This is a genomic window from Methylosinus sp. H3A (genome assembly GCF_015709455.1).
Classification (GTDB): domain Bacteria; phylum Pseudomonadota; class Alphaproteobacteria; order Rhizobiales; family Beijerinckiaceae; genus Methylosinus.
Map to the genome: position 1 here is coordinate 2,072,910 of NZ_JADNQW010000005.1, position 24,218 is coordinate 2,097,127.

Annotated in this window: 29 protein-coding genes; 23 read left to right on the plus strand and 6 right to left on the minus strand. The window is 60.9% G+C overall.

What is annotated here, in order from left to right:
• Positions 1-61: 61 nt before the first annotated feature.
• Both groL and groES read right to left on the minus strand, forming a co-directional pair.
• The gene (gene groL / locus IY145_RS12720) at positions 62-1,699 is read right to left on the minus strand and encodes a chaperonin GroEL (protein WP_196408556.1); all 1,638 of its coding nucleotides are present in this window, start codon (positions 1,697-1,699) and stop codon (positions 62-64) included.
• Between the two features lie 47 nt (positions 1,700-1,746).
• Entirely contained in the window at positions 1,747-2,034 is a 288-nt protein-coding gene (gene groES, locus IY145_RS12725; RefSeq protein WP_196408557.1) for a co-chaperone GroES, read from the minus strand.
• Between the two features lie 348 nt (positions 2,035-2,382).
• On the opposite strand from groES, the gene IY145_RS12730 reads away from it, so the two are divergent.
• Together IY145_RS12730 and IY145_RS12735 are read left to right on the plus strand one after the other, a co-directional pair.
• Positions 2,383-2,802: a group II truncated hemoglobin gene (locus IY145_RS12730; protein WP_196408558.1), complete on the plus strand. Its 420-nt coding sequence runs from the start codon at positions 2,383-2,385 to the stop codon at positions 2,800-2,802.
• Positions 2,786-3,376 carry a hypothetical protein gene (locus tag IY145_RS12735; protein ID WP_196408559.1) on the plus strand — a complete coding sequence of 197 codons (591 nt, stop codon included), beginning with the start codon at positions 2,786-2,788 and terminating at the stop codon, positions 3,374-3,376. The genes IY145_RS12730 and IY145_RS12735 overlap by 17 nt, the downstream gene beginning before the upstream one ends.
• A 114-nt stretch (positions 3,377-3,490) precedes the next feature.
• On the opposite strand, the gene IY145_RS12740 is transcribed toward IY145_RS12735, so the two are convergent.
• The 3 genes from IY145_RS12740 to IY145_RS12750 all read right to left on the minus strand — a co-directional run bounded on the left by IY145_RS12740 (position 3,491) and on the right by IY145_RS12750 (position 6,652).
• Positions 3,491-4,249, minus strand: coding sequence for a 4Fe4S-binding leucine-rich repeat protein (locus tag IY145_RS12740; RefSeq protein ID WP_246721999.1), 759 nt, complete (start codon positions 4,247-4,249; stop codon positions 3,491-3,493).
• 25 nt (positions 4,250-4,274) lie between these two features.
• A complete protein-coding gene (gene nifA, locus IY145_RS12745; protein ID WP_196408560.1) occupies positions 4,275-6,047 on the minus strand; it encodes a nif-specific transcriptional activator NifA in 1,773 nt (590 codons plus the stop codon).
• Between the two features lie 125 nt (positions 6,048-6,172).
• Positions 6,173-6,652 (minus strand): hypothetical protein, encoded by a 480-nt coding sequence (locus tag IY145_RS12750; protein ID WP_196408561.1) that lies wholly within the window; start codon positions 6,650-6,652, stop codon positions 6,173-6,175.
• Between the two features lie 387 nt (positions 6,653-7,039).
• Here IY145_RS12750 and nifB point away from each other — a divergent pair, with 387 nt between their 5' ends.
• The 14 genes from nifB to IY145_RS12820 all read left to right on the plus strand — a co-directional run bounded on the left by nifB (position 7,040) and on the right by IY145_RS12820 (position 15,020).
• Positions 7,040-8,599, plus strand: a complete 1,560-nt coding sequence (gene nifB / locus IY145_RS12755; RefSeq protein WP_196408562.1) for a nitrogenase cofactor biosynthesis protein NifB — start codon at positions 7,040-7,042, stop codon at positions 8,597-8,599.
• A 148-nt stretch (positions 8,600-8,747) separates the two neighbouring features.
• Complete coding sequence (locus IY145_RS12760) at positions 8,748-8,981, plus strand: 4Fe-4S dicluster domain-containing protein (protein ID WP_018267906.1); 234 nt, start codon at positions 8,748-8,750, stop codon at positions 8,979-8,981.
• A complete protein-coding gene (locus IY145_RS12765) occupies positions 8,978-9,328 on the plus strand; it encodes an iron-sulfur cluster assembly accessory protein (RefSeq protein WP_196408563.1) in 351 nt (116 codons plus the stop codon). Before IY145_RS12760 ends, IY145_RS12765 begins: the two co-directional genes overlap by 4 nt.
• Before the next feature lie 17 nt (positions 9,329-9,345).
• Positions 9,346-9,888 (plus strand): hypothetical protein, encoded by a 543-nt coding sequence (locus IY145_RS12770; RefSeq protein WP_196408564.1) that lies wholly within the window; start codon positions 9,346-9,348, stop codon positions 9,886-9,888.
• Complete coding sequence (locus IY145_RS12775; protein WP_196408565.1) at positions 9,878-10,687, plus strand: 4Fe4S-binding leucine-rich repeat protein; 810 nt, start codon at positions 9,878-9,880, stop codon at positions 10,685-10,687. The genes IY145_RS12770 and IY145_RS12775 overlap by 11 nt, the downstream gene beginning before the upstream one ends.
• Positions 10,684-10,980, plus strand: a complete 297-nt coding sequence (locus IY145_RS12780) for a nitrogen fixation protein NifZ (protein WP_196408566.1) — start codon at positions 10,684-10,686, stop codon at positions 10,978-10,980. Before IY145_RS12775 ends, IY145_RS12780 begins: the two co-directional genes overlap by 4 nt.
• Positions 10,977-11,204 carry a nitrogen fixation protein NifZ gene (locus tag IY145_RS12785; protein WP_196408567.1) on the plus strand — a complete coding sequence of 76 codons (228 nt, stop codon included), beginning with the start codon at positions 10,977-10,979 and terminating at the stop codon, positions 11,202-11,204. Before IY145_RS12780 ends, IY145_RS12785 begins: the two co-directional genes overlap by 4 nt.
• Positions 11,205-11,279: 75 nt before the next feature.
• Complete coding sequence (nifT, locus tag IY145_RS12790) at positions 11,280-11,492, plus strand: putative nitrogen fixation protein NifT (RefSeq protein WP_312030585.1); 213 nt, start codon at positions 11,280-11,282, stop codon at positions 11,490-11,492.
• A 2-nt stretch (positions 11,493-11,494) separates the two neighbouring features.
• A complete protein-coding gene (locus tag IY145_RS12795; RefSeq protein ID WP_196408568.1) occupies positions 11,495-11,758 on the plus strand; it encodes a hypothetical protein in 264 nt (87 codons plus the stop codon).
• Positions 11,759-11,764: 6 nt separating this feature from the next.
• Positions 11,765-12,916, plus strand: a complete 1,152-nt coding sequence (locus tag IY145_RS12800) for a DegT/DnrJ/EryC1/StrS aminotransferase family protein (protein WP_196408569.1) — start codon at positions 11,765-11,767, stop codon at positions 12,914-12,916.
• Between the two features lie 247 nt (positions 12,917-13,163).
• Complete coding sequence (locus tag IY145_RS12805; RefSeq protein ID WP_196408570.1) at positions 13,164-13,469, plus strand: 2Fe-2S iron-sulfur cluster-binding protein; 306 nt, start codon at positions 13,164-13,166, stop codon at positions 13,467-13,469.
• 19 nt (positions 13,470-13,488) lie between these two features.
• Positions 13,489-13,704: a hypothetical protein gene (locus IY145_RS12810; protein ID WP_196408571.1), complete on the plus strand. Its 216-nt coding sequence runs from the start codon at positions 13,489-13,491 to the stop codon at positions 13,702-13,704.
• 79 nt (positions 13,705-13,783) lie between these two features.
• Positions 13,784-14,644 carry an SIR2 family protein gene (locus IY145_RS12815; RefSeq protein WP_312030586.1) on the plus strand — a complete coding sequence of 287 codons (861 nt, stop codon included), beginning with the start codon at positions 13,784-13,786 and terminating at the stop codon, positions 14,642-14,644.
• Between the two features lie 43 nt (positions 14,645-14,687).
• On the plus strand, positions 14,688-15,020 hold the full coding sequence (locus IY145_RS12820; protein ID WP_196408573.1) for a ferredoxin: 333 nt from the start codon (positions 14,688-14,690) through the stop codon (positions 15,018-15,020).
• Positions 15,021-15,167: 147 nt separating this feature from the next.
• Here IY145_RS12820 and IY145_RS12825 read toward each other — a convergent pair whose 3' ends face one another.
• Entirely contained in the window at positions 15,168-15,593 is a 426-nt protein-coding gene (locus tag IY145_RS12825; RefSeq protein WP_196408574.1) for a response regulator, read from the minus strand.
• Between the two features lie 407 nt (positions 15,594-16,000).
• Here IY145_RS12825 and nifH point away from each other — a divergent pair, with 407 nt between their 5' ends.
• The 7 genes from nifH (at position 16,001) to IY145_RS12860 (ending at position 24,217) form a co-directional block, all read left to right on the plus strand.
• Entirely contained in the window at positions 16,001-16,888 is an 888-nt protein-coding gene (nifH, locus tag IY145_RS12830) for a nitrogenase iron protein (protein WP_024881133.1), read from the plus strand.
• Between the two features lie 81 nt (positions 16,889-16,969).
• A complete protein-coding gene (gene nifD / locus IY145_RS12835) occupies positions 16,970-18,436 on the plus strand; it encodes a nitrogenase molybdenum-iron protein alpha chain (protein WP_196408575.1) in 1,467 nt (488 codons plus the stop codon).
• A gap of 125 nt (positions 18,437-18,561) precedes the next feature.
• Positions 18,562-20,121, plus strand: coding sequence for a nitrogenase molybdenum-iron protein subunit beta (gene nifK / locus IY145_RS12840; RefSeq protein ID WP_196408576.1), 1,560 nt, complete (start codon positions 18,562-18,564; stop codon positions 20,119-20,121).
• Between the two features lie 132 nt (positions 20,122-20,253).
• Positions 20,254-21,924, plus strand: a complete 1,671-nt coding sequence (gene nifE / locus IY145_RS12845) for a nitrogenase iron-molybdenum cofactor biosynthesis protein NifE (RefSeq protein WP_196408577.1) — start codon at positions 20,254-20,256, stop codon at positions 21,922-21,924.
• Between the two features lie 9 nt (positions 21,925-21,933).
• The gene (nifN, locus tag IY145_RS12850; RefSeq protein ID WP_196408578.1) at positions 21,934-23,331 is read left to right on the plus strand and encodes a nitrogenase iron-molybdenum cofactor biosynthesis protein NifN; all 1,398 of its coding nucleotides are present in this window, start codon (positions 21,934-21,936) and stop codon (positions 23,329-23,331) included.
• 15 nt (positions 23,332-23,346) lie between these two features.
• Positions 23,347-23,757 (plus strand): nitrogen fixation protein NifX, encoded by a 411-nt coding sequence (gene nifX, locus IY145_RS12855; protein WP_196408579.1) that lies wholly within the window; start codon positions 23,347-23,349, stop codon positions 23,755-23,757.
• Complete coding sequence (locus IY145_RS12860; RefSeq protein ID WP_196408580.1) at positions 23,750-24,217, plus strand: NifX-associated nitrogen fixation protein; 468 nt, start codon at positions 23,750-23,752, stop codon at positions 24,215-24,217. The genes nifX and IY145_RS12860 overlap by 8 nt, the downstream gene beginning before the upstream one ends.
• Position 24,218 lies beyond the last annotated feature (1 nt).

A 24,218-nucleotide genomic window follows, 5' to 3' on the forward strand; every position in this document is an offset into this window, starting at 1 on the left:
ACGCGACAAAAAAGGCCCCGGATTGCTCCGGGGCCTTCTTCGACTGGTCGGGGATGGAAAATCAGAAATCCATGCCGCCCATGCCGCCGCCGGGCGGCAGAGCCGGACCGCTGTCCTTCTTCGGCTGCTCGGTGATCGTCGCCTCGGTGGTGACGATGAGGCCGGCGATCGAGGACGCGTCCTGCAGCGCCGTGCGCACGACCTTGGTCGGGTCGATGATGCCGAGCTTCACCAGATCGCCATATTCGCCGGTCTGGGCGTCATAGCCGTAATTATAGTCCGTGGACTCGAGCAGCTTGCCGACCACGACCGCGCCGTCTCCGCCGGCGTTGTCGACGATCTGACGGGCCGGAGCCTGGATCGCCTTGCGGACGATCGCGACGCCGGTCTGCTGGTCGGAATTGGCGACCTTGACATCGGCGAGAGCGGCGATAGCGCGCAGCAGCGCGACGCCGCCGCCGGGCGAAATGCCTTCCTGCACCGCGGCGCGGGTGGCGTTCAGCGCGTCGTCGACGCGGTCCTTCTTCTCCTTGACCTCGACCTCGGTCGCGCCGCCGACGCGGATCACCGCGACGCCGCCCGCGAGCTTGGCGAGACGCTCCTGCATCTTCTCGCGGTCATAGTCCGAGGTGGTCTCCTCGACCTGCGCCTTGATCTGGGCGACGCGGGCCTCGATGTCCTTCTTCTCGCCGGCGCCGTCGATGATCGTCGTGTTCTCTTTGTCGATGCGAATGCGCTTGGCCTTGCCGAGCAGGGGCAGCGTGACGCTCTCGAGCTTGATGCCGAGATCCTCGGAGACGACCTGACCGCCCGTCAGAATGGCGATGTCCTCGAGCTGAGCCTTGCGACGATCGCCGAAGCCCGGGGCCTTCACGGCCGCGATCTTCAGGCCGCCGCGCAGCTTGTTGACGACGAGCGTGGCCAGAGCCTCGCCCTCGACGTCCTCGGCGATGATGAGCAGCGGCTTGCCGGTCTGCACAACGGCCTCGAGGATCGGCAGCAGCGGCTGCAGAGTCGACAGCTTCTTCTCGTGGATGAGGATGTAGGGATCCTCGAGCTCCGCGACGAGACGCTCGGCGTTGGTGATGAAGTAAGGCGAGAGATAGCCGCGGTCGAACTGCAGGCCCTCGACGATGACCGTCTCGGAGTCGAGGCTCTTGGCCTCCTCCACCGTGATCACGCCCTCATTGCCGACCTTCTGCACCGCCTTGGCGATCTCCTGGCCGATGTAGCTGTCGCCATTGGCCGAGATGGTGCCGACCTGGGCGATCTCGTCGTTGGAGGTGACCTTCTTGGAGTTCTTCTTCAGATCGGCGACCACCGCCTCGACCGCGAGGTCGATGCCGCGCTTGAGATCCTGCGGGTTGAGGCCGGCCGCGACGGCCTTGGCGCCTTCACGGGCGATGGCGGCGGCGAGGACGGTCGCCGTCGTGGTGCCGTCGCCGGCGGTGTCGTTCTGCTTGGAGGCCACCTCACGAACGAGCTGGGCGCCGAGATTCTCGAATTTGTCGGCGAGCTCGATCTCCTTGGCGACGGTGACGCCGTCCTTGGTGATGCGCGGAGCGCCGAAGCTCTTCTCGATGACGACGTTGCGGCCCTTGGGGCCGAGCGTGACCTTCACCGCATTGGCGAGGATGTCGACGCCGCGCAGAATACGGTCGCGCGCGTCGGAGGAAAAGCGAATGTCCTTGGCTGCCATTGTCGTTCAGCTCCGTTGGAAGAAGGATTGGGCGAGGGTCGGCCGGATCAGGCGATGACGCCCAGAATGTCGCTTTCTTTCATGATGAGGAGATCTTCCCCGTCGATCTTGACCTCGGTGCCGGACCATTTGCCGAACAGCACGCGGTCGCCTTCCTTGACGTCGAGGGCGACGAGCTTGCCGCTCTCGTCGCGGGAGCCGGGGCCGACGGCGATGATCTTGCCCTCGGCGGGCTTCTCTTTCGCGGTGTCGGGAATGATGATGCCGCCTTTGGTCTTGTCTTCGCCTTCGAGGCGCTTGACCACGACCCGGTCGTGGAGGGGACGGAACGCCATGTCGTCTTCCTTGCGTTGCAGAGCCCGGCCGGAGCGCACGGGCGAAAGATTGCGTAAAATGCCTATTAGCACTCAGGGGTGACGAGTGCCAACAGGCTAGCGATGAAATAGGAAGCGGCGCCCCGCCCTGTCAAGGGCGAGCAGCGCCGAATTCGGGCGCCCGAGCCGTAAATGCATAAAATTGTGTCTTGCTCTGCCTTATTATTCTCATGTCGCGGCAGGATTCGGGCGGCGCTTCCATCTGCGCCGATTCCGGCGGCCCATTCCGCGGGGCGTCGTTGCGCAATCGCGTGCAGCGCGCTAGGCCCAGGCGTCGGCATATGAATTGCTAGCTCGCGAGGCATGACAATGGACGCCGTGCAAACGACAAAGACCGCATTCGACGTCATCGGCGGCCAGGAAGCGGTCGATCGCCTCGTCGAGGCGTTCTATCGCAATATGGACGTTCTGCCGCAGGCGCGTGACATTCGCGCGATGCATGCGGTGGATCTCGGCCCCACCAAGGCGGTTCTGAAGCTCTATCTGGCCGAATGGCTGGGCGGACCCAAGAGCTATTCGGAGCAGCGGGGACACCCCCGGCTGCGCATGCGTCACATGGGCTTCGCGATCGGACCCGCCGAGCGCGACGCGTGGATGACCTGCATGACGGGCGCGCTCGAAGAGGTGGTCGATGATGTGAGAGTGCGAGACACATTGAAGCAGAACTTCGCCAAACTGGCGGATTGGCTACGTAACGATCCGGGTAACCAACATGACAAGCATCACTGATACGGCGTTTTCGACTTTGGACCAGCAGAAGCGGCTGCTCAGCCCGGTCCATAAGGGCCCGACCGAAAAGGCGGGGCGTTTTGGTTTCCGCGGCAAGCTGGCGTTGAAATTCGCCCAGCAGTTCGCCGACGAGGCGCGTCCGCCGGAACTGTGCTCCGATCAGGTGATCGCGGTGGCGGACGCCGGCAAACCGACTTTCGACTTCTTCGCGCAGTGGCTTCTCTCCTTCGAGCATCTCGCGAATGTCGCCGAAGTGCTGAAGGGCCTGCTCAGCCCGACCGGCAAATATTTCATCTTCGCCAACAACATCGACTTGCTCAGCAAATATCAGGTCGAGATCGACGGCATTAATTTCTATGTCCTGCCGATCGACGAATCGACGGTCTATAACGAGCTGCTCGAGCTCTTCTACATCGAGAAGAACGATCTGAAGAAGCTGTCGATCGGCGGCAAGATCGACGCCGTCGCCAATGCCGGCATCGCCTTCGATCAGACGTTCGAGAAGATCACCTATGAGCAGGGGCTGGCTGTGATGGGCCCGGTGCGCAATCGCAACGAGAATCGGCCGGTCTGAAGCGGCCCGAAAATCTCGTTTTCGACCACGCAATCCAGGGGCGCTCCGGCTCTGGATTGCTTTTTTTTATAGAGAGCCGGCCGGCAGGGACGGAAGCCATCCGACCATGGCTGGTCAGTCGCTTTCCAGTCGGGTTTGCGCGCAGGCGCGCACCAATTCGTCCTCGTCATCGAGGAAGGAGCGCAGCATCTCGCGTGGGCATCGTTCCGCGATGGTGAAGCGAATGCGCAAATCCTCGTCTTTGCTCATCGCGTCGAGACGATCCTCAGGAAGGCGCTCGGCGACGACGAGCCGCACCAGCGGCTCCGGGTCTTTGACGAGAAGATGCAGCCTATCCAAAGGAATGCGACGCGCCACCCAACGCCGCACTTCCGGATCCTCGTCATGGACGGCGATCGGAAGCAAATCCGGCGAGATTCGGCGGACGACGTGGATGCGGACCAGATAATCCTGGTCGGAATACATTGCGAGCAGCGCCGCGCCCTCGAGCCGATTGGCGATGACGATACGAACCCGCGGCTCTGGATCATGCGCGAGACGGGCGATGCGCGACGCCGGCAGGCGCGAGGCCGCTGTGGCGCGCACCTCGGGCTCTGGATCGTCGAGCAAAGGCGGGAGCCGCAGGACCGAAGCATAGCGCGCCGCGCGCGCGCGCACTTCGAAATAGACGTGATCGAGATAGGCGTCCGCGAGATGCGGATGTCCGCGGAAGAAGAGATCGACGCGTTTGGCTCGCCGGTCGCGCACGCAGGCTGTTCCCTTGCGGCACAGCCCCTCGAGATTGAGCGCCACATGGGAGCATTCCCTGCAGCGGATGGGGCGACCACGCCAGTCCAGCGGATCGTCGCTTATTCTTTCTGGTTCTGCGGCCATTGGCGAGCCGTCTTCTTTCCTCGTATCAGAACTTCTTTACAGGGATATCGTATTTTTGCAACGCATAGCCGATCTGCCGGGGCGTCAAGCCGAGCAGGCGGGCCGCTTTGGCCTTCACCCATCCAGCCTGCTCCATCGCCTCGATGAGCTTGTCGCGATCCGATCGGTGATCGGTCTCGATGACCGTGCAGTTTTCGGCGCCCGGACAGGCTGCGGCGGGTTGCGCGGCGACGACCGGAGCAGGTTCCTCGACCGGCGGCCGAACCACCGGAGGCCGCGCCGGCGGCGGGGGCGGCGGCGGAGCCTTGGAAACGATCGGCAAAGGCGTGAAGCTCGCCGAATGGAGTCCGCCGATCGTCGATTCCCGCGAGCCGTTCCACAGAACCGAGGACAAGCAGCCGTCATTGCGGCAGGAGAAGTCCTTGTCGACGATCCCCTCGTTGCGCGCCAGAGTCGCGGTGCGATAGACGCAGTTCTCGAGCTCGCGAATATTGCCCGGGAAGTTGCATTCGTTGAGCACTTCCATCGCCGAGTCGGACAGGGTCAGATGGACATTCTGCTCGCTGTTGAAGCGCCGCAGGAATTCATTGGCCAGCGGCGCAAGATCGCCTTTGCGCTCGCGCAGGGGCGGCAGAAAAATCGGCACCACGCTGATGCGATAGTAGAGATCGGCGCGGAACTCGCCCTTCTGCACCGCCTCTTCCAGATTGCGGTTAGTGGCGCAGACGAAACGCACGTCGACCTTCATCGTCCGCGTGCCGCCGACGCGCTCGAACTCGCCTTCCTGAAGCACGCGCAGCAGCTTGGCCTGGAAAGCGGGCGTGATGTCGCCGATCTCGTCCAGAAACAGCGTGCCTCCGTCCGCCAGCTCGAACCGCCCTTTGCGTAAGGCGGCCGCGCCGGTGAAGGCTCCGCGCTCATGGCCGAATAATTCGGATTCGAGCACGCTCTCCGGCAGGGCGGCGCAGTTCAGCTTGACGAAAGGCTTGCTCTGCCGCGGCGAGAGATTGTGGATCGCGGCCGCGAACAGCTCCTTGCCGGTGCCGGACTCGCCGCGCAACAGCACGGTCGACTTCGCCTTGGCGACGATGCGAATCTTGTCGACGACAGCGCGTACCGCCGGACTTTCGCCGACGATTCCCTTGATGCCGTCCAGCCTCGCCTCGATATGCGCGGGCCGCTCGCCCTTTTCGAGACGGGCTTTCTCCTGCATCAGCCGATCGCGATCGCGACCGATCAGCTTATGGAGGCGCAGAGTCTGCCCCACCAGATTGGCGATCATTGTCAGGAATCGGACATCATGATCGAAGCGAACCGAGGATCGGTCGCTATAAACGCGATCGACCGTCAAAGTGCCGACGACCGCGTCACCTTCCTTGATCGGCACGCCGATCAGCGAGAAAGGCTGACCATCGGTCGGACCCCATTCGGAGAGATCGGTTCCCTCGAACAAAGGAGAGGCGGCGACGTTCTCGACCACCAGCGGCATTTTCGTGGCCACGATCTGGCCGACCGCCCGCTCCGGGAGATGTTCGAAGAATTTTTTGGCGTTCACCTCGCTCCAACCAGAGCCGACGACCACTTCCGGGTCGCCATGCGTGTCGAGCAGAGCGATGAGGCCGTGCCGCATGTCGAGAAAGCTCGACAGAAGCGCCAACACCCCCGCCAGCGTCTTTTCGAGCCGGTTGGGCGACGCCAACAGCTTCGAGATTTCGTAGATTCCGACGAGAGCAGATTCGCTCGGGTCGAACGCGCGAGCCTGAGCCGTGTTCATGCTGCTTCCAGCTTCGTATCCCATAGACGTGCCTGACGTTCCGCGGGAATCGATAGTTCACCCTGGAATGTTTAGCAACTAACGTGCCGTTACCGTGACAAATTCTACATGCCGATGGCCGCGGGGCGCCCGCGCGCGCGCCGATCCCGTCAGGCAACGCCTTGCGCGAGCTCATAGATCACTGTCCAGCCGACATATCCGCAGGGATCCAAAATCTCCAAAATCCCAAGATTCTGCATCGCCTCTGCTTTATTGCCGCGTTTGAGCTGAATGAAGCTCAGCGCCTTCAAAGTGTACAATGCGAAGCGTTCAGCCGAGCCCGGCGCCGTTTCTTTCGGCGGCCAGAGCCGTGGATCGAGCGACCAGCCGGCCTGGCGGGTCGCCTCGGCGAGCCCCTGATTGGCGACCGCCCAAGCGACCTCCAAGTTTCCCATATAAGTATGAATCTTATAAAGGCAGTAATAGGCTGGCAGTTCATGGGGAGACAGATCGAGCGCCTCCCGGAACAATTCGTCCGCGCGGGCGCGGTCGCTCCGATAGGCCAGGACGCCTTTTTGCAACAGTTCGTTGACGGCTGGCGAAAGCTCGCCGAAGTCCACGAGATCGTTTTCAGGGGTGAGGTCGCTCATGCCGCGCCGGCAGGCAATTGTCGCGCCAGCGCGCCGCGACCCCACGCCCAAAGGCGTAATCGGCCCTGAAAACCCCGCGCGCGCCGCGGATATTCGAAGGCGGAAGGGCCTTCCTCCGCGGGGCTCTGCGCTTCGCGTCAAAGTGTCGCGTTAGCGACAGCCGAATCCGCTGCTTTCCGACATGTGTCGGGATTTGGACAGGTTCCAAACAAATGAAACTTATCTCATAATTTCAAGTTCTTAGAAGTTTATTTCGGCATGGCATGCTTGTTGCGAACCTCGTGCCCGGACACCGCTTCCGCGACAGCGCCGGTGCAATGGCAGACGGATATGTCGCGACTGCGTTCCGCAAGGGTTTGAAACTCTTCAACTCGTGAGGAACCGAACATGGAATCTCTTTCTACTGAAACCGTCGACGTCGGCGGGGCTGAATCGATCGACGAAGTGATGCAGAAGGTCGCCGAGCATAAGGGCTGCGGCACCTCCGGCGGCAGCGGCAAAGCGAGCTGCGGCACGGCGGCTGGCGAAAACGACCTGCCGCAAGAAATCTGGGACAAGGTCAAGAACCATCCTTGCTACAGCGAGGAAGCGCATCACCACTATGCGCGCATGCATGTCGCCGTCGCGCCGGCTTGCAATATCCAGTGCAACTACTGCAATCGCAAATATGATTGCGCCAACGAGTCGCGCCCCGGCGTCGTCTCCGAGAAGCTGACGCCCGAGCAGGCCTCCAAGAAGGTTCTGGCCGTCGCGTCGACGATCCCGCAGATGACCGTTCTCGGCATCGCCGGCCCGGGCGACCCGCTCGCCAATCCAGAGAAGACCTTCAAGACCTTCGAGCTGATCGCCGCGACCGCTCCCGACATCAAGCTCTGCCTGTCGACGAATGGTCTGGCTCTGCCCGAGCATGTCGACACGATCGCCAAATATAATGTCGATCACGTCACGATCACCATCAACATGGTCGATCCGGACGTCGGCGCGCAGATCTATCCCTGGATCTACTGGGAGCATAAGCGCATCTATGGCCGCGAGGCCGCCGAGATCCTGACGCAGCACCAGATGCGCGGCCTCGAGATGCTGACCGAGCGCGGCATTCTGTGCAAGGTCAACTCGGTCATGATCCCGGGCATCAACGACAAGCATCTCGTCGAGGTGAACAGGGCCGTGAAGTCGCGCGGGGCGTTCCTGCACAACATCATGCCGCTCATCTCGTCCCCCGAGCACGGCACCGTGTTCGGCCTCAACGGCCAGCGCGGCCCGACGGCTCAAGAGCTGAAGGCGCTGCAGGACAGCTGTGAAGGCGAGATGAATATGATGCGCCATTGCCGCCAGTGCCGCGCCGACGCGGTCGGGCTGCTCGGCGAGGATCGCAGCGCCGAATTCACGACCGACAAGATCATGGCCATGGAAGTGACCTATGATCTCGAGAGCCGCAAGGCTTATCAGACGAAGGTCGAGGAAGAGCGCCTGAAGGTCGCGGCGGCCAAGAACGCTGAGCTGGCGACGCTCGCCGGCGAAGACAATGTCGACGTCAAGATCCTGATCGCCGTGGCGACCAAGGGCAGCGGCCGCGTCAACGAGCACTTTGGCCACGCCAAGGAGTTCCAGATCTACGAGCTCAGCACCAATGGCGCGAAGTTCGTCGGTCATCGCCGCGTCGACCTGTATTGCCAGGGCGGTTATGGCGAAGAGGACAGCCTCGACACGATCATCCGCGCGATCAATGATTGCACGGCGGTGTTCGTGGCCAAGATCGGCGGTTGCCCGAAGAATGATCTGCTCAAGGCCGGCATCGACCCGGTCGATGAATTCGCTTTCGAGTTCATCGAGCAGTCGGCGATCACCTACTTCAAGCGCTATCTCGATCGTGTGAAAAGCGGCGAGATCGAGCATAAGGAGCGCGGTGACGCGACCCTTCGTCAGGGCGCCTTCATCACGGCCTGACACCAAAGCGATAGACATTCGCCAACGTCGAAGCACGAGCCGCCCAGCGGCCCGTGCTTCGGTCGAAACGCCGAATGAGCAGAGAATTCGAGTTATCGAGGGTCAACAATTCTCGAACTCAGTGACGGCTCGATGGAGGAGCAAGCAAATGACCTATAAGATCGTTGCTTCGCAATGCACGTCCTGCTCGGCGTGCGAAGCAGAGTGCCCCAATGTGGCGATTTCCGAGAAGAACGGAACCTTCGTCATCAATCCGAAGAAATGCACCGAGTGCATCGGCTATTTCGATGTTCCTCAATGCGTCGCGGTTTGCCCTGTCGATGACACTTGCGTCATCGACAACTCTCTCCCGCGGTATCAGGCGGCCGGGGGCGCGGCATGAATATCCAGTTCACTCCTGCCGCGGAAAAGTTCATCCGTCGCCTCGTCATGTTCGACGGAGGCCCCGGCTATGGCTTGAGCCTTCTCGTCTCTCCGGGCGGTTGCTCGGGGATGAGCGCAGAATTCTCCGTCCATCCGGCGCCGCGGGAAGGCGAGCAGGCGTTCGACTTCCCGAGCTTCAAGCTGTTTCTGCCTGCGCAGAGCCGCTTGCTTCTCGACGGCGTGACGATCGACTTCAAGGAGACGGCCACCTCCACTGGCTTCTCCTTCATCGATCCCAAAGCGAAAGCCTGCGGGTGCTCTTCGACGCAGAGCGTCGTCGAGTTGCCGGAGCTCCCCGTGGCGTGAGTGGATAGGAACGCTTCATGTTGAACGGAGATGGCGCTCTTCGCAGCGAAGCCTTCGATACGGGAGACGAAATCCTCTCTTCTCCCGTGTTCGGGGCCGGGTTGCCGGCGGAAGCCGAGCGCCATCTCCGCGAAGCGGGCCTCGCCTATCAGCTCAGCGATGTCGCAGAACAGCATCTGTTCGAGGCGCGTCGACTGGCGCCGACCCATGTGGCGGTGCTGATCAGCCTCTATCGGTTTTACTTCTACAAGAATCGTCTCGAGGACACGCTCGAGATCGCAAAGACCTGCCTGACCCGGGCCGCGATCGACAATTCCTTGCCGCTCGACTGGCGCGAGGTGCGCAAGGGGGACGCCGACTTCGCGAATTACGAGGCCGTGCTGCCGCGTTTTTTCATGTTCGTGCTCAAAGGCTACGCCTATCTGCAGCTGCGCCTCGGCGAATATGAAGAAGGGCGCGAGGCGGCGCAAAAGCTTCTCGAGCTCGATCCGACCGACAAAGTGGGTGCGACGCTTCTCCTCTCCGTCCTCGCTGGAATGGAGGCCGAAGATGTCGACTGACGAAATCGATGAAGCCATCGATTGGCTGGGCGCTCCCGTCGACTGCGGCGCATGTCCGCACAATGAGCTGCTGGCCGAGGGCCGCTGCATACCGCTCCGAGCCTGCTTGTTCGATCGCTATGCGCGCCGAATCGATCGGTTCTTCGACTGGAATCCCGAGATCGCGCGCCACTATCTCGCACATCCCTATTTTGAAGTGCGCTCCTGCGCCGCAAAGGCGGCAGAGATATTTCTTCTGCCCGCGCTGCTCGACGACCCCGAGGAGGCGGTTCGCTGGAGCGCGGCGCGGCGGCTGCCGGACCGCTATCTTCTCAAGCTTCGCAATGATCCACATCGCGAGGTGAGGATAAGAGTCGCGCATCGCCTCGATCCGGTCGATCTTCTGCCGATGATCGAGGATCGCGATTATTACGTGCGCCAAGTTGTCGCGCGACGCATATCGCCCGATCTTCTCGTTCTGATGATCGACGACGACGACGTCGAAGTCCGGCGCGTCGTGGCGGAGCGCATCTCGCCTCAGGCGCTGAAGCGAATTACGACCGACATCGACGCTGGCGTGCGCTTCGAGGCGGCGCAGAGGCTCGATGCGACCCAGCTCCCCGATCTCATCGGCGATCCGGATTGGCGTGTCCGCTATGAAGTGGCGCGCCGCGCCGCTCTCGGGGACATACAGCCGCTGCTCTCGGACGTGGATCCGATCGTGCGGGAAACTGCCGAAGCGCGGCTCGGCAAGACGCCGGATCCTTCCGGCAAGAAGGTTTTCGAGCGCAACCACAGTCACATCGAGGAACGGATATGAGCAACATCAACCGTGACGACGGCTCCGTCGAGCTCAACGACCCGCCGGTCTTCAACTATGGCGAAAAGGTCAAGTCGAAAAAGGTGGTGCGAAACGACGGAACCTTCGCCGGCAAGGACGTCGGCGAAGTTCTCGTCAAAAAGGGCGAGATCGGCTACGTCTCGAGCATCGGCACATTTTTGCAGCAATTCTACATCTATGGCGTCGAATTCGTGGATACCGGCTATAAAGTCGGCATGCGCAAAAAGGAGCTCGAGGCCGTCGAGACCGTGACCGACGAGGCCGCGCGATGAGCATCCGATATGATTGGGGCATGCGGGTGCGCGCGACCGTCGATCTCTTCAATGACGGCTCGCATCCGGGGCACGAACCGGATGCGCTGCTCGTCAAGGCTGGCGATCCGGGCGAGATCGTTCAGATCGGCGAGCATGTCGAGAGTGATACGCCGGTCTATATCGTGGAGTTCGGCGAAAAGGTGGTGATCGGTTGCCTTCAGGAGGAGATCGAGCCGGTCTGACGCGGCGATTTTTCACACGACTCGCGGTATGAACATTGCTAAACCACAAGGGTCAACCTAACAGCGAGGCGCAATGTGAAAGTCATGATCCGCAGAGGCTCCGACGGCATTCTTTCGGCCTATGTGCCGAAGAAGGATCTCGAAGAGCCGATCGTCGAACAGCAAAGCCCCCAATTGTGGGGCGGCACGGTGACCCTCGCCAATGGTTGGATACTTCAGCTGCCGGAAATGGCTGCGGAGACTTCGCTTCCGATCACAGTCGAAGCAAAAAAAGTGAGTGGAGACTAAAAATGCCGATCGCGACGGAGCAACTCGAGGCGATCGACGCGACGCTCGCGACGGCGGCCGCCGATCAGGCGGCCGTTTCCGCTCTGAGACAAGTCGCGGCCGGCCTCACGGCGATGAGATGCGACAAGGCGGACATCCAGGACGAGACGCCGTTTCGCAGCTATGAAAACTGCGATCTGTTCCTGATCGACGCACGCGATCACTGCGTCAAGATCACGGCGGATCCGTCTGTCGCCACTGGATTGGTGGTTGCCCCGAAAAGGTGAGCGAGCATGAAGACGACCATTCTGCCGATGAATGATCCGGACCTCGCCCAGAGCGATCTGGACGCGGTGGTCGAGACGATTACTTCGCCGCGACTCTCCTCGGGCCCCAAAGTCGAAGAGTTCGAGGCGGAATTCGCGAATTATCTCGGCAGGAAACATGCGATCGCGGTCTCCAGCGGCACGATCGGCCTTCTGCTCACGCTGCGCGCCTATGGAATAGGCCCAGGCGATGAAGTCGTCGCCTCGGCCCATTCTTTCCGCGAGACCACCCATGCCATCGCGTTGACGGGCGCGCGTCCGGTGTTCGCAGACATCGACTATTGGGCGGGCACGCTCGCGCCGGAGAAGGCGGAAGCCGTCATCACCGAGCGCACCAAGGCTATAGTCGCCGGCAACAGCAATGGTCATCCCGCGCCCTGGGAGTCCTTTCGCCAGCTCGCCGAAGCGAAAAAGCTGGTTCTGATCGAAGATTCGACCGAGGCGATCGGCTCGATCTACAAAGGCAAGCTGGTCGGCTCCTTCGGCGATTGCTCTGTCTTCGACTTCTCGCAGCCGGGCGTCATCGCCTGCGGCGAGGGGGGGATGATCGTCACCGACGACGACGATCGCGCCTCCGCGATCCGCAATCTGCGCAGTCGTCGCGTCGCGGAGCGCTCGTCGGTCGTGCTCGGCGCCTACCCGCCCATGCAGGCGGCGATGAGCGACATCACCGCGGCGCTCGGGCTCGCGCAGTTTCGGCGCCTGGAGCTGCTGCTCGCGCGGCGGACGCGCGTCGAGCGCTGGTTCTATCAATATGTGAAATCCTTCGAAGGGATCAAAGATCCCTATATCGCGCCGGATGTCGACGAAGTTCACTGGTTCCTCTACGTCGTCCATCTGGGCACGCGCTTCTCGCGCTCGAGCCGCGACCAGATTATCGAAGACCTTCAGACAGAAAAAATCGATGCGGCGGCCTATTCGCATCCGTTGCATCTCCAGCGCTATTATTTCGATCTCGGCTATCGTCGCGGCAATTTCTTCGTGACCGAGAAAGTCGCCGATCGCGCGGTCGCGCTGCCGTTCCATGCGCATCTCACCGAAAATCAGATCGCCTTCATCGTCGGCACGATGAAGGACGCTTCGATCAATATCGGCGCAGGCGCGGCGATCTATCTCTGAGAAGCGCGCCGGCCAGCGGCTGGCGTGTCGCTTTCCGCGATGTCATTGTCGTGAAACCGACGCTGCTGCGACGTGAGTGGCTCACAGCGGCCGGGGCGCGGTGAGGCGCCTCCCCCAATCTTCCGAATTTACAAGCGCTTGTCGGCGCAAAGCGCGTCTTCGCGCCGCGATCGACTCTAAATTTAGAGTGGTTCGAAACTTGCTGGTCAAAGGTTGTGAGGACCTTTGGCAAGGAGGAGTGAACGACATGCCGGTACTGACCATTCTGCCGTCAGGCAAAACCATCGAGGCCGAGCAGGGCAGCAGACTTCTGGACGCAATACTCGCGGCTGGAGAGAGCATATCCAGCAAGTGCGGAGGCGAGGCCAAATGTGGCACCTGCCACCTCTTCGTCCAGGACGGAAGGAAGAGCGTGTCGAAAACGACTCGCGCCGAAAACGAGCGATTGGATTCGATCGTCGGTGTGGGTTCGAAATCGCGTCTCGCTTGCCAAGTCAATTTCGGAACCGAAAACGTCACGGTCGAGCTTCTCGGCTTCGACTCCGGTCGCTGAAAACCGAAGGGGAATCAAAATGAGCGACAAATCTGTCATCATTCACGTCCGTTTCTTCAACGACGGCACCGTCCTGGAGATCGGCGAACGTCCCGCAGGCCTGTCCAGCCAGGAGTGGTTCACCAAGCTGACGAACGCCTACGCCATGGACTTCATGGCCCTGTCCGGCGGTCGCGGCGCGTTCAAGCTGACGCCGGAAGAACTCGACGCGGCAAAGAGCGCAACTCTTCAGTGACAAGCCTTGCATACCGGGTTCGACGAGAGGAGATACACAAGTGCTGAGCGCAATCAAAACGGGGTTTGAGCGAGGCCTCGTGATTCCCTATCTCGGACCCGGCGTGCTCACGCTGGCGACAGACGGGATCCCGATTCCCGCCTCCCCCGAAGAATTGGTCGTGCAGCTGACCAAAGCTGCGACAGTGCCGCACAAGATTCGCAATAATCTGACGGCCGCCGCGCAATACATCGAGAATTTCAAACACCGCAAGACGATCGCCGCGGCGATGAACAAAGCGTTCGAGCAGACGCCCGAGCCGAGCGTCCTGCACAAATGGCTCGCCGAACGCCCGCAATTGCCGCTCGTCGTCAACGCCTGGTACGATGACCTGCCACAAAAGGCGTTGGCGGTGAGAAAGAATTGGGGAAGCGTCCAGGGCGTGTCGCAGGCCGAGCACTTCGGCTATTGGGTCAACTACTTTCGCGCCGACTCGTCGCTCGTTCCCAATAAAGAGTTCGTACGCGACGGCTCCGGCGCGAAAGCGCCTGCCGAAGCGCCGCCGGAAACTCTGTCCTGGGAAACACTGCTCTACCAACCGATCGGCTCTGTCACGCCAGCGTCGAATTATGTCATTTCGGACTCCGACTATGTCGAAGTCCTGACAGAGATCGACATACAAACGCCGATTCCCGAGGTTGTGCAGTCTATCCGCAAGGGCCGCAGCTTTCTCTTCCTCGGGTGCCGCTTCACGACGCAGCTCGAGAGAAATTTCGCCCGCCAGATCATGAAGCGCTCGTCCGACCAACACTGGGCGGTGATCGAAGGTCCGCTGACCAAAAACGAGGCGAAATTCCTCGCGGAGCAGAAGATCGAGCGGATCGAGACGCCAATCGCCGAATTCGTCGCGAGTCTCATCGGCCAGCCCGTGCCCGCCTCGACTGCCGACGCGGCGGCTTGAACGTAGCCGGGTGCGTTTGGCATAGACTATTCAGGAACCGAAAATGCTCGAAGATCTTCCGGTAGTGTTCAAATACCATGTGTTCACCTGCTTTCAACAGCGGCCGCCAGGACATCCGCGCGGCAGTTGCACGACCTCCGGCGCAAAGCCGCTGTGGGACCGCCTGCAGGCGAAGCTCGGGGCGCAGCCGCTTCCCGACGTCTCGATGACTGCGACGGCCTGCCTCGGCTTTTGTCGCGCCGGTCCGCTGATGGTCGTCTACCCGCAGGGCGTTTGGTATGCGCCGCGCACACCGGAGGACATCGACGAAATCGTACAATCGCATTTTATCGATGGAAATCCGGTAGAGCGATTGATCATCGTGCCGCAGCTCTGACGCGACAGACCAAAATGATCCGAGACGCCCGCGTTGCCGCGGGCGTTTTCGTTTTCGTTAGACCGCAACATCAAAGCAATTGGACCAAAACAAAAAGGCCGGAGCGATCGCCCCGGCCATTGCCGCTTCCGATAGAGAATGTTCGGGTCAGAGCACGTTCAGCGGAATCGCGACGCCTTGACGGCGGCCCAGAAGAACGTCGACCTTCTGACGCACGAATTCCACCGTCAACGGCTTGACGATATAGCCATGGGCCCCAGCCGATTGGCTTTCTTTGCCGAAGCCGCTCTGCAGAGAATCGACGATCACCAGCACTTTCACGCCTGCGATCCGCTTTGGAATGTCGGCCAAAATCGCCAGGCCCGCGGCCTTCACGACGTTTTCCGACAGAATGAGAAGGTCCGGCTTATTCGACGCCGACTTCTCGATCGCCGCGTCGAGCGTGCCGATCTCATGTGTCTCATATTCGTCGTGCAGCATGAACTGAAGCGCCGCCCGAATGATCTCGTCGTCGTCGACGACGAAAATGCGCTTGTTTTCGACCGCCCTGGACGTTTCGACGCCGATTTGCATCTCGTCTGCTCCGTGGTTTACCTGCCCTCTTTCTAAGCAATCGGTATGCCGTGAGGAATGAGACATTGTTCCGACGACATGTCCGAATCTTACAATGCTTCCGAACGAGCCTGTCGCCTAATTGCCCTTCGTCCGATTCCGAGCATGACTGTCGGCTTTGACACACCCCCCGAGGCGGGCTCCGCTAATCGTATAAGCCATTGAATAATAGCAATATAATTCACTCCCAGGGCGCTGGCACGAGGCTTGCGAGACAGGGCCCGCAAGGCGAGTGGCTGCGGATTGGGCGGCCCCGATCACCAAGGGGGCGATCCCGCAACCGGCGCCGGGCTCGGTCGGACGAATCGACTTCGGCCTGCGCGCCGTGCGCGCCGATCGCAATGAAACGGTATCTTAAGGAGACAGAAATGTCAGAACTTAGACAGATCGCGTTCTACGGCAAGGGAGGCATTGGCAAGTCCACGACCTCTCAGAACACTCTCGCGGCTCTCGCCCAGCAGGGCAAGAAGATCCTGATCGTCGGCTGCGATCCCAAGGCCGACTCGACCCGTCTGATCCTGCACGCCAAGGCGCAGGACACCATCCTCTCCCTGGCCGCCGAGGCCGGTTCGGTCGAGGATCTCGAGCTCGAAGACGTGATGAAGGTCGGCTTCGAAGACATTCGTTGCGTCGAGTCCGGTGGTCCGGAGCCGGGAGTGGGCTGCGCGGGTCGTGGCGTCATCACCTCGATCAACTTCCTCGAGGAGCAGGGCGCTTACGACGGCGTCGACTACGTCTCCTATGACGTGCTCGGCGACGTGGTCTGCGGCGGCTTCGCGATGCCGATCCGTGAGAACAAGGCGCAGGAAATCTACATCGTCATGTCTGGCGAGATGATGGCCATGTATGCCGGCAACAACATCTCCAAGGGCATTCTGAAGTACGCCAACTCCGGCGGCGTGCGCCTGGGCGGGCTGGTCTGCAACGAGCGTCAGACCGACAAGGAGTACGAGCTGGCCGAGTCTCTGGCCAAGAAGCTCGGCACCCAGCTCATCTACTTCGTGCCGCGCGACAATATCGTTCAGCACGCCGAGCTGCGCCGCATGACGGTCATCGAGTATGCGCCCGACTCCGTGCAGGCTGGTCACTATCGTTCGCTGGCCGAGAAGGTCCATGCCAACAAGGGCAATGGCATCATCCCGACCCCGATCACGATGGACGAGCTGGAAGACCTCCTCATGGAGCACGGCGTCATGAAGGCGGTCGACGAGTCGCAGGTCGGCAAGACCGCTGCCGATCTGGCTGCGATCGCCTAATTCGCCTGAAAGTTGAAGGCCCGGCCTCGAACGGGGCCGGGCCGATCTTTCAGATTGGCCTAATTGGAAAGGGATGGCGTCATGAGCCTGGCTCAACCCGAATCGATCGAAGACCTCAAGGCGCGCAATAAGGCGCTGATCAAAGAGGTCCTCGAAGTTTATCCTGAAAAAACCGCCAAGCGCCGCGCGAAGCACCTCGGCACCTTCGAGGATGGCAAGCCGGATTGCGGCGTCAAGTCCAACATCAAGTCGATCCCCGGCGTGATGACGATCCGTGGCTGCGCTTACGCCGGTTCGAAGGGCGTCGTGTGGGGCCCGATCAAGGACATGATCCACATCAGCCACGGCCCGGTGGGCTGCGGTCAATATTCCTGGGCGTCGCGCCGTAACTACTACATCGGCGTGACCGGCATCGACACCTTCGGCACGATGCAGTTCACCTCGGACTTCCAGGAAAAGGATATCGTTTTCGGCGGCGACAAGAAGCTCGCCAAGCTGATCGACGAAATCCAGGAGCTGTTCCCCCTCAACAAGGGCATCTCCGTCCAGTCCGAGTGCCCGATCGGCCTCATCGGCGACGACATCGAGGCTGTCTCCAAGGCCAAGACCAAGGAGTACAACGGCCACACGATCGTTCCGGTGCGCTGCGAAGGCTTCCGTGGCGTGTCGCAGTCTCTCGGCCACCATCTGGCCAATGACGCGATCCGCGACTGGGTGTTCGACAAGATGGAGGGCAAGCCGGCCCTGTTCGAGCCGACGCCTTACGACGTTGCGATCATCGGCGACTACAACATCGGCGGCGACGCCTGGTCTTCGCGCATTCTGCTCGAAGAAATGGGCCTGCGCGTCGTTGCGCAGTGGTCGGGCGACGGCACGATCGCGGAGCTGGAAGCGACTCCGCGCGCGAAGCTGAACGTCCTGCACTGCTACCGCTCGATGAACTACATCTCCCGTCACATGGAAGAAAAGTACGGGGTTCCGTGGGTCGAGTACAACTTCTTCGGACCGTCCAAGATCGAGGAGTCGCTGCGTAAGATCGCCAGCCACTTCGACGACAAGATCAAGGAAGGCGCCGAGCGCGTCATCGCCAAATATCGCCCGCTGATGGAGGCGGTGGTCGCGAAGTACCGTCCGCGCCTCGAAGGCAAGAAAGTCATGCTGTTCGTGGGCGGTCTTCGTCCCCGTCACGTGATCGGCGCCTACGAGGATCTCGGCATGGAGATCGTCGGCACTGGCTACGAGTTCGGCCACAACGACGACTATCAGCGCACGACCCACTATGTGAAAGACGGCACGTTGATCTATGACGACGTGACCGGCTACGAGTTCGAGAAGTTCGTCGAGAAGATCCAGCCGGACCTCGTCGGTTCGGGCATCAAGGAAAAGTACGTCTTCCAGAAAATGGGCGTGCCCTTCCGTCAGATGCACAGCTGGGACTACTCGGGCCCCTATCACGGCTATGACGGCTTCGCGATCTTCGCTCGCGACATGGACATGGCGATCAATTCGCCGGTCTGGAAATTCGCCAAGGCGCCTTGGGCGGCTTGATCGACTGAGTTGCAAACGCTCTCTTCGCGAACGGGGGCTTCCCCCGTTCGCGTTGGAGAGACCGAGGCCGGGTCGCCGCCTCGGTCCGAGAGGGCGGGAGCTCGCGGACAACGAGGGGAATCGACATGCCACAGAATGCAGACAACGTCCTCGACCATTTCAACCTATTCCGCCAGCCGGAATATCTCGAGATGTTCGAGAAGAAGAAGAAAGAGTTCGAGAACCATCACCCCGACGCCGAGGTCGAGCGCGTCCGCGAGTGGGCCAAGACGAAGGAATATCAGGAGAAGAACTTCGCTCGCGAGGCTCTTACCGTTAATCCGGCCAAGGCTTGCCAGCCGCTCGGCGCGGTGTTCGCCTCGCTCGGTTTCGAGCAGACGATCCCGTTCGTCCATGGGTCGCAGGGCTGCGTGGCCTATTATCGTTCGCACTTCTCGCGTCACTTCAAGGAGCCGACGTCTTGCGTCTCCTCCTCGATGACGGAAGATGCGGCGGTGTTCGGCGGCCTCAACAACATGATCGACGGCCTCGCCAACACCTACAATATGTATAAGCCGAAGATGATATCCGTCTCGACGACCTGCATGGCGGAAGTCATCGGCGACGATCTCAACGCCTTCATCAAGACGTCGAAGGAAAAGGGTTCGGTCCCGGCCGATTACGACGTTCCGTTCGCGCATACCCCGGCCTTCGTCGGCAGCCATGTCACCGGCTACGACAATGTCATGAAGGGCATCGTCGAGCATTTTTGGAACGGCAAAGCCGGCACGGCTCCCAAGCTCGAGCGCGTTCCCAACAATTCGATCAACTTCATCGGCGGTTTCGACGGCTATGTCGTCGGCAATATCCGCGAAGTGAAGCGCATCTTCGAATCGATGGGCGTCGAATACACGATCCTCGGCGATCCGAGCGATGTGTGGGATACGCCGACGGACGGCGAGTTCCGCATGTATGATGGCGGCACGAAGCTCGAAGACGCCGCCAATGCGATCCATGCGAAGGCGACCTTCTCGATGCAGCACTTCTCCACGGAGAAGACGCTTCCGCTCATCGCCGCCAGCGGCCAGGAGACCTACTCCTTCCATCATCCGGTGGGCGTCCGCGCCACGGATGAGTTCCTGATGAAGGTCTCGGAAGTCACCGGCAAGCCGATCTCGAAGGAGCTGACCCGTGAGCGCGGCCGTCTGGTCGACGCGATCGCCGACTCCTCCGCGCATCTGCACGGCAAGCGCTTCGCGATCTACGGCGATCCGGACCTCTGCTACGGCCTCGCCTCCTTCCTGATGGAGCTCGGCGCCGAGCCGATCACCGTGCTTGCTTCCAATGGCGGCAAGCTCTGGGAAGAGAAGATGAACCAACTGTTCGCCAGCTCGCCGTTCGGCAAGAACTGCAAGGCCTATGCCGGCAAGGATCTCTGGCATATGCGTTCGCTGCTGTTCACGGAGCCGGTCGACTTCCTGATCGGCAACACCTATGGCAAATATCTCGAGCGCGACACTGGCACTCCGCTGATCCGCATCGGCTTCCCGGTCTTCGATCGCCACCACTATCACCGTTATCCGGTGTGGGGCTATCAGGGCGGTCTGAACGTCCTGGTTTGGCTGCTCGACAAGGTGTTCGACGAGATCGATCGCAACACCAACGTCGTGGCGAAGTCGGACTATAGCTTCGACATCATTCGCTGACATTAACGATCCGTCGGGCCGCGTTACGGCGCGGTCCGACGGAATAACAAGAGCCTGATCCGTTGGGTCGACCGCCGCGCTGGCGCAATCCGTGCGCACTGTGGGAGGCGATGGCCGTTGCAGGAGGCGCGGATGAGCACGCTGGCCGCAAAAGTTCAAGACGTTTTCAATGAGCCCGGTTGCGATAAAAACCAGGGCAAATCCGACAAAGAGCGAAAAAAAGGCTGCACGAAGCAATTGGCGCCAGGCGCCGCAGCCGGTGGATGCGCTTTCGATGGCGCCAAGATCGCTCTGCAGCCGATCACGGACGTAGCCCATCTCGTCCACGGGCCCATAGCCTGCGAAGGCAACTCCTGGGACAATCGCGGAGCCAAGACATCCGGCTCCAGCCTTTATCGCACAGGTTTCACAACGGACATCGGAGAGACCGACGTCGTGTTCGGCGGGGAGAAGCGTCTCTACAAGTCGATCAAAGAAATCATCGACAAATATGATCCGCCGGCGATTTTCGTCTATCAGACCTGCGTCCCCGCCATGATCGGCGACGATATCGACGCGGTTTGCAAAGCGGCGGCGAAGAAATTCAACAAGCCCGTTATTCCGGTGAATTCGCCGGGATTCGTCGGGCCGAAAAATCTCGGCAACAAGCTGGCGGGTGAGGCGATCCTCGATCATGTGATCGGCACACAGGAGCCTGAATACACCACGCCTTACGACATCAATATCATCGGCGAATATAATCTCGCGGGCGAGCTGTGGCAGGTCAAGCCGCTTCTCGACGAGCTCGGAATCCGTATCCTCTCCTGCATTTCCGGCGACGGCAAATATCAGGAGGTCGCGTCCTCCCATCGCGCCAAGGCGGCGATGATGGTCTGCTCCAAAGCGATGATCAACGTCGCGCGCAAGATGGAGGAACGCTACGAGATTCCCTTCTTCGAGGGTTCGTTCTACGGCATCGGCGATATGAGCGATTCGCTTCGCGAAATCGCACGCCTGTTGGTCGAGAAGGGGGCGCCCGCCGAGCTCAAAGATCGAACCGACGCGGTGATAGCGCGCGAAGAGGCGCGCGCCTGGGCGCGGATCGCGCCTTATAAGGAAAGGCTGCTCGGCAAGAAGGTTCTGCTGATCACGGGCGGCGTGAAATCCTGGTCCGTCGTCGCGGCTCTGCAGGAAGCCGGCATGGAGCTCGTCGGCACCAGCGTCAAGAAGTCCACCAAGGAGGACAAGGAGCGCATCAAGGAACTGATGGGGCAGGACGCCCATATGATCGACGATATGACGCCGCGTGAAATGTATAAAATGCTCAAAGACGCGCAGGCGGATATCATGCTTTCGGGCGGTCGCTCACAGTTCATTGCGCTCAAAGCGAAAATGCCATGGCTCGATATCAACCAGGAGCGGCATCACGCCTACGCCGGCTATGAGGGCATGGTCGAACTCGTTCACGAGATCGACAAGGCGCTGTTCAATCCGGTTTGGGACCAAGTGCGCCGTCCGCCACCATGGCAGGAAAAGACCTGGGAAGATCGCGCGAATGAGGCGATCGCAGCGGAAGCGGCGGAGCTCGCGGCCGATCCCGTGAAGGCGGAGCAGGTCCGCCGCGAAAAGCGGATCTGCAAATGTCATAATGTGAATGTCGGCGCGCTCGAAGACGCGATCGCTGCCGGGTCTTTGACCTCCGTCGACGCGCTGGCCGAGGCTACACACGCGGGCACAGGTTGCGGCGGATGTCGCGACCAGCTGGAGCAGATGATCGAGGCAGCCAACGCCGGTGGCGCGGTTCCTGCATCGAAAGCGGCGTGAGGCGCTCCGATGGCTAGAGTAGAAGTTTCCAAAAAGGCCTGCGCGGTCAACCCTTTGAAGATGAGCCAGCCGATAGGCGGCGCTCTCGCTTTCATGGGTGTGCAAGGATGCATGCCGCTGCTGCATGGATCACAGGGCTGCACATCTTTTGGGCTCGTGCTGTTCGTTCGGCATTTTCGCGAGGCGATCCCGCTTCAGACCACCGCGATGAGCGAAGTCGCGACGGTTCTCGGGGGGCTTGATAATGTCGAAGAAGCGGTCGTCAATATCGCGAAGCGCGCGAAGCCGGAGGTCATTGGCATCTGTTCGACCGGCGTGACCGAGACCAAGGGCGATGATGTCGATGGCTATATTCAGCTCATTCGACAGCGTCATCCCGAGCTCGATCATATGGGCATTGTCTATGTGTCGACGCCTGACTTCAAAGACGCGTTTCAAGACGGTTGGGAGAAAACGGTCGCGAAGCTGATCGAGGCGTTCGTGCCCGCGAATGAAACGCCGGCGCAGCGCGCGCCGCAGCGCGTCAATGTCCTCCCCGGCTGTCATCTGACGCCTGGTGACATCGACGAGTTGCGGGACATCATCGAGAGCTTCGGGCTCGAGCCGACCTTTCTGCCCGATCTCTCTGGTTCGCTGGATGGTCATCTTCCCGAAGATTTCACACCCACGACGCTCGGCGGCACGACGCGCGAAGCGATGGGCGCGATGGGCTCGGCCGCATGGACCATCGCCGTCGGCGAGCAGATGCGGCTCGCCGCTACGACTCTCGAGCGTCGAGCCGGCGTTCCTTTCGTCCTTTTCGATCGGCTCACGGGCCTTGCTCCGAACGATGAGCTGATCGGCTTTTTGTCACGGATCAGCGGTCGGCCGGTTCCTCAGAAGTTCAAGCGCCAGAGGGGGCAGCTCGTCGACGCGATGCTGGATGGCCATTTCCACTTCGGCGGCAGAAAAGTCACGATCGGTGCCGAGCCCGACCTATTGTTCGCGATCGGCTCGTGGCTCCTGGAAATGGGGGCGCATGTACAGGCGGCCGTGACCACGACACAGTCGGCCGTGCTCAAAAACCTTGCAATCGACGAGGTGCTCATCGGCGATCTCGAAGATCTCGAGCACCGCTCGAAAGGTGCGGATCTGATGATGACGCACTCGCATGGGCGTCAGGCGTCGGAGCGACTCGGCGTGCCGCTGTACCGATTGGGGCTGCCGACCTTCGATCGGCTGGGCGCTGGTCACGAACTGACGGTGGGCTACCGAGGCACGAGAACGCTCATCTTCAACATCGGCAATATGTTCATCTCACAGGCTCATGAGCCCGATCCGGACACATGGCGCCGTGAAGACGAAAATGTCACGCATTTCGGGGGCGAGCAAACGACAGAGCTCGTTCAACTGACCGCGATGGCCTGACCACGAGGAGGCAGCATGAAAGTCGCATTCGCCACGCAAGACCTCGAACGGGTCGACGCCCATTTCGGTTGGGCGAAGAATATCGCGATCTATGAGCTCACCGCTGACGGATACAGCTTCATCGAGGCGATCCAGTTCCAGGGTGATCTTCAAGAAGACGGCAATGAGGACAAGCTGCAGCCCAAGCTCGAAGCGATCAAGGACTGCGCGATCCTCTACGTTGCAGCGATCGGAGGCTCCGGAGCTGCGCGTGTCGTTGCTTCGGGCATTCACCCGATGAAGGTGGCGCAGCCGGAAAATATCACAGAACTCCTGGAGAAGCTCAAAGTCGTCCTGCAAGGCGCGCCGCCGCCCTGGCTGCGCAAGGTCATGACGAGGGGCCAGGAAAGAACCTTCGATTTCGAGGAAGAGGCTGCAAATGGCTGAGACCGAGACGATTACGGCGAATGACGCGGCGGACAGCGTCTTCATCAAGGAACTGATCAAAATGTGGCGTGCGCAGGATACGCACGGCACTTGGGAGAACAAGAAAGATCTCGATCTCATCAAGCCGTATATCGTCGACAAAGAAGCGCGCAAGCAGCTTCCGCTCATCGGCGATCCCGATCCCGAGATTCTCTGGCGGCTCGAGCTCTTCTACAATGCGGTGGCGCTGTCGATCGAGCGCGCCACCGGTGTGATGGTTCAGCCGATGATCAAAATGAGTCATGAGGGCTTCGGCCGTCAGGTGCTTATCGCTGGTCGGCTCATCGTCGTCAATAAGCAGCTGCGCGACGTGCATCGCTTCGGCTTCGACTCCTTGGAGAAGCTTTCCGATGAAGGCACGAAGCTGGTCAGCTCCGGCGTCGAGATGATCGAGAAGTTTCCGGAAGTCGCGCGCTACTGAT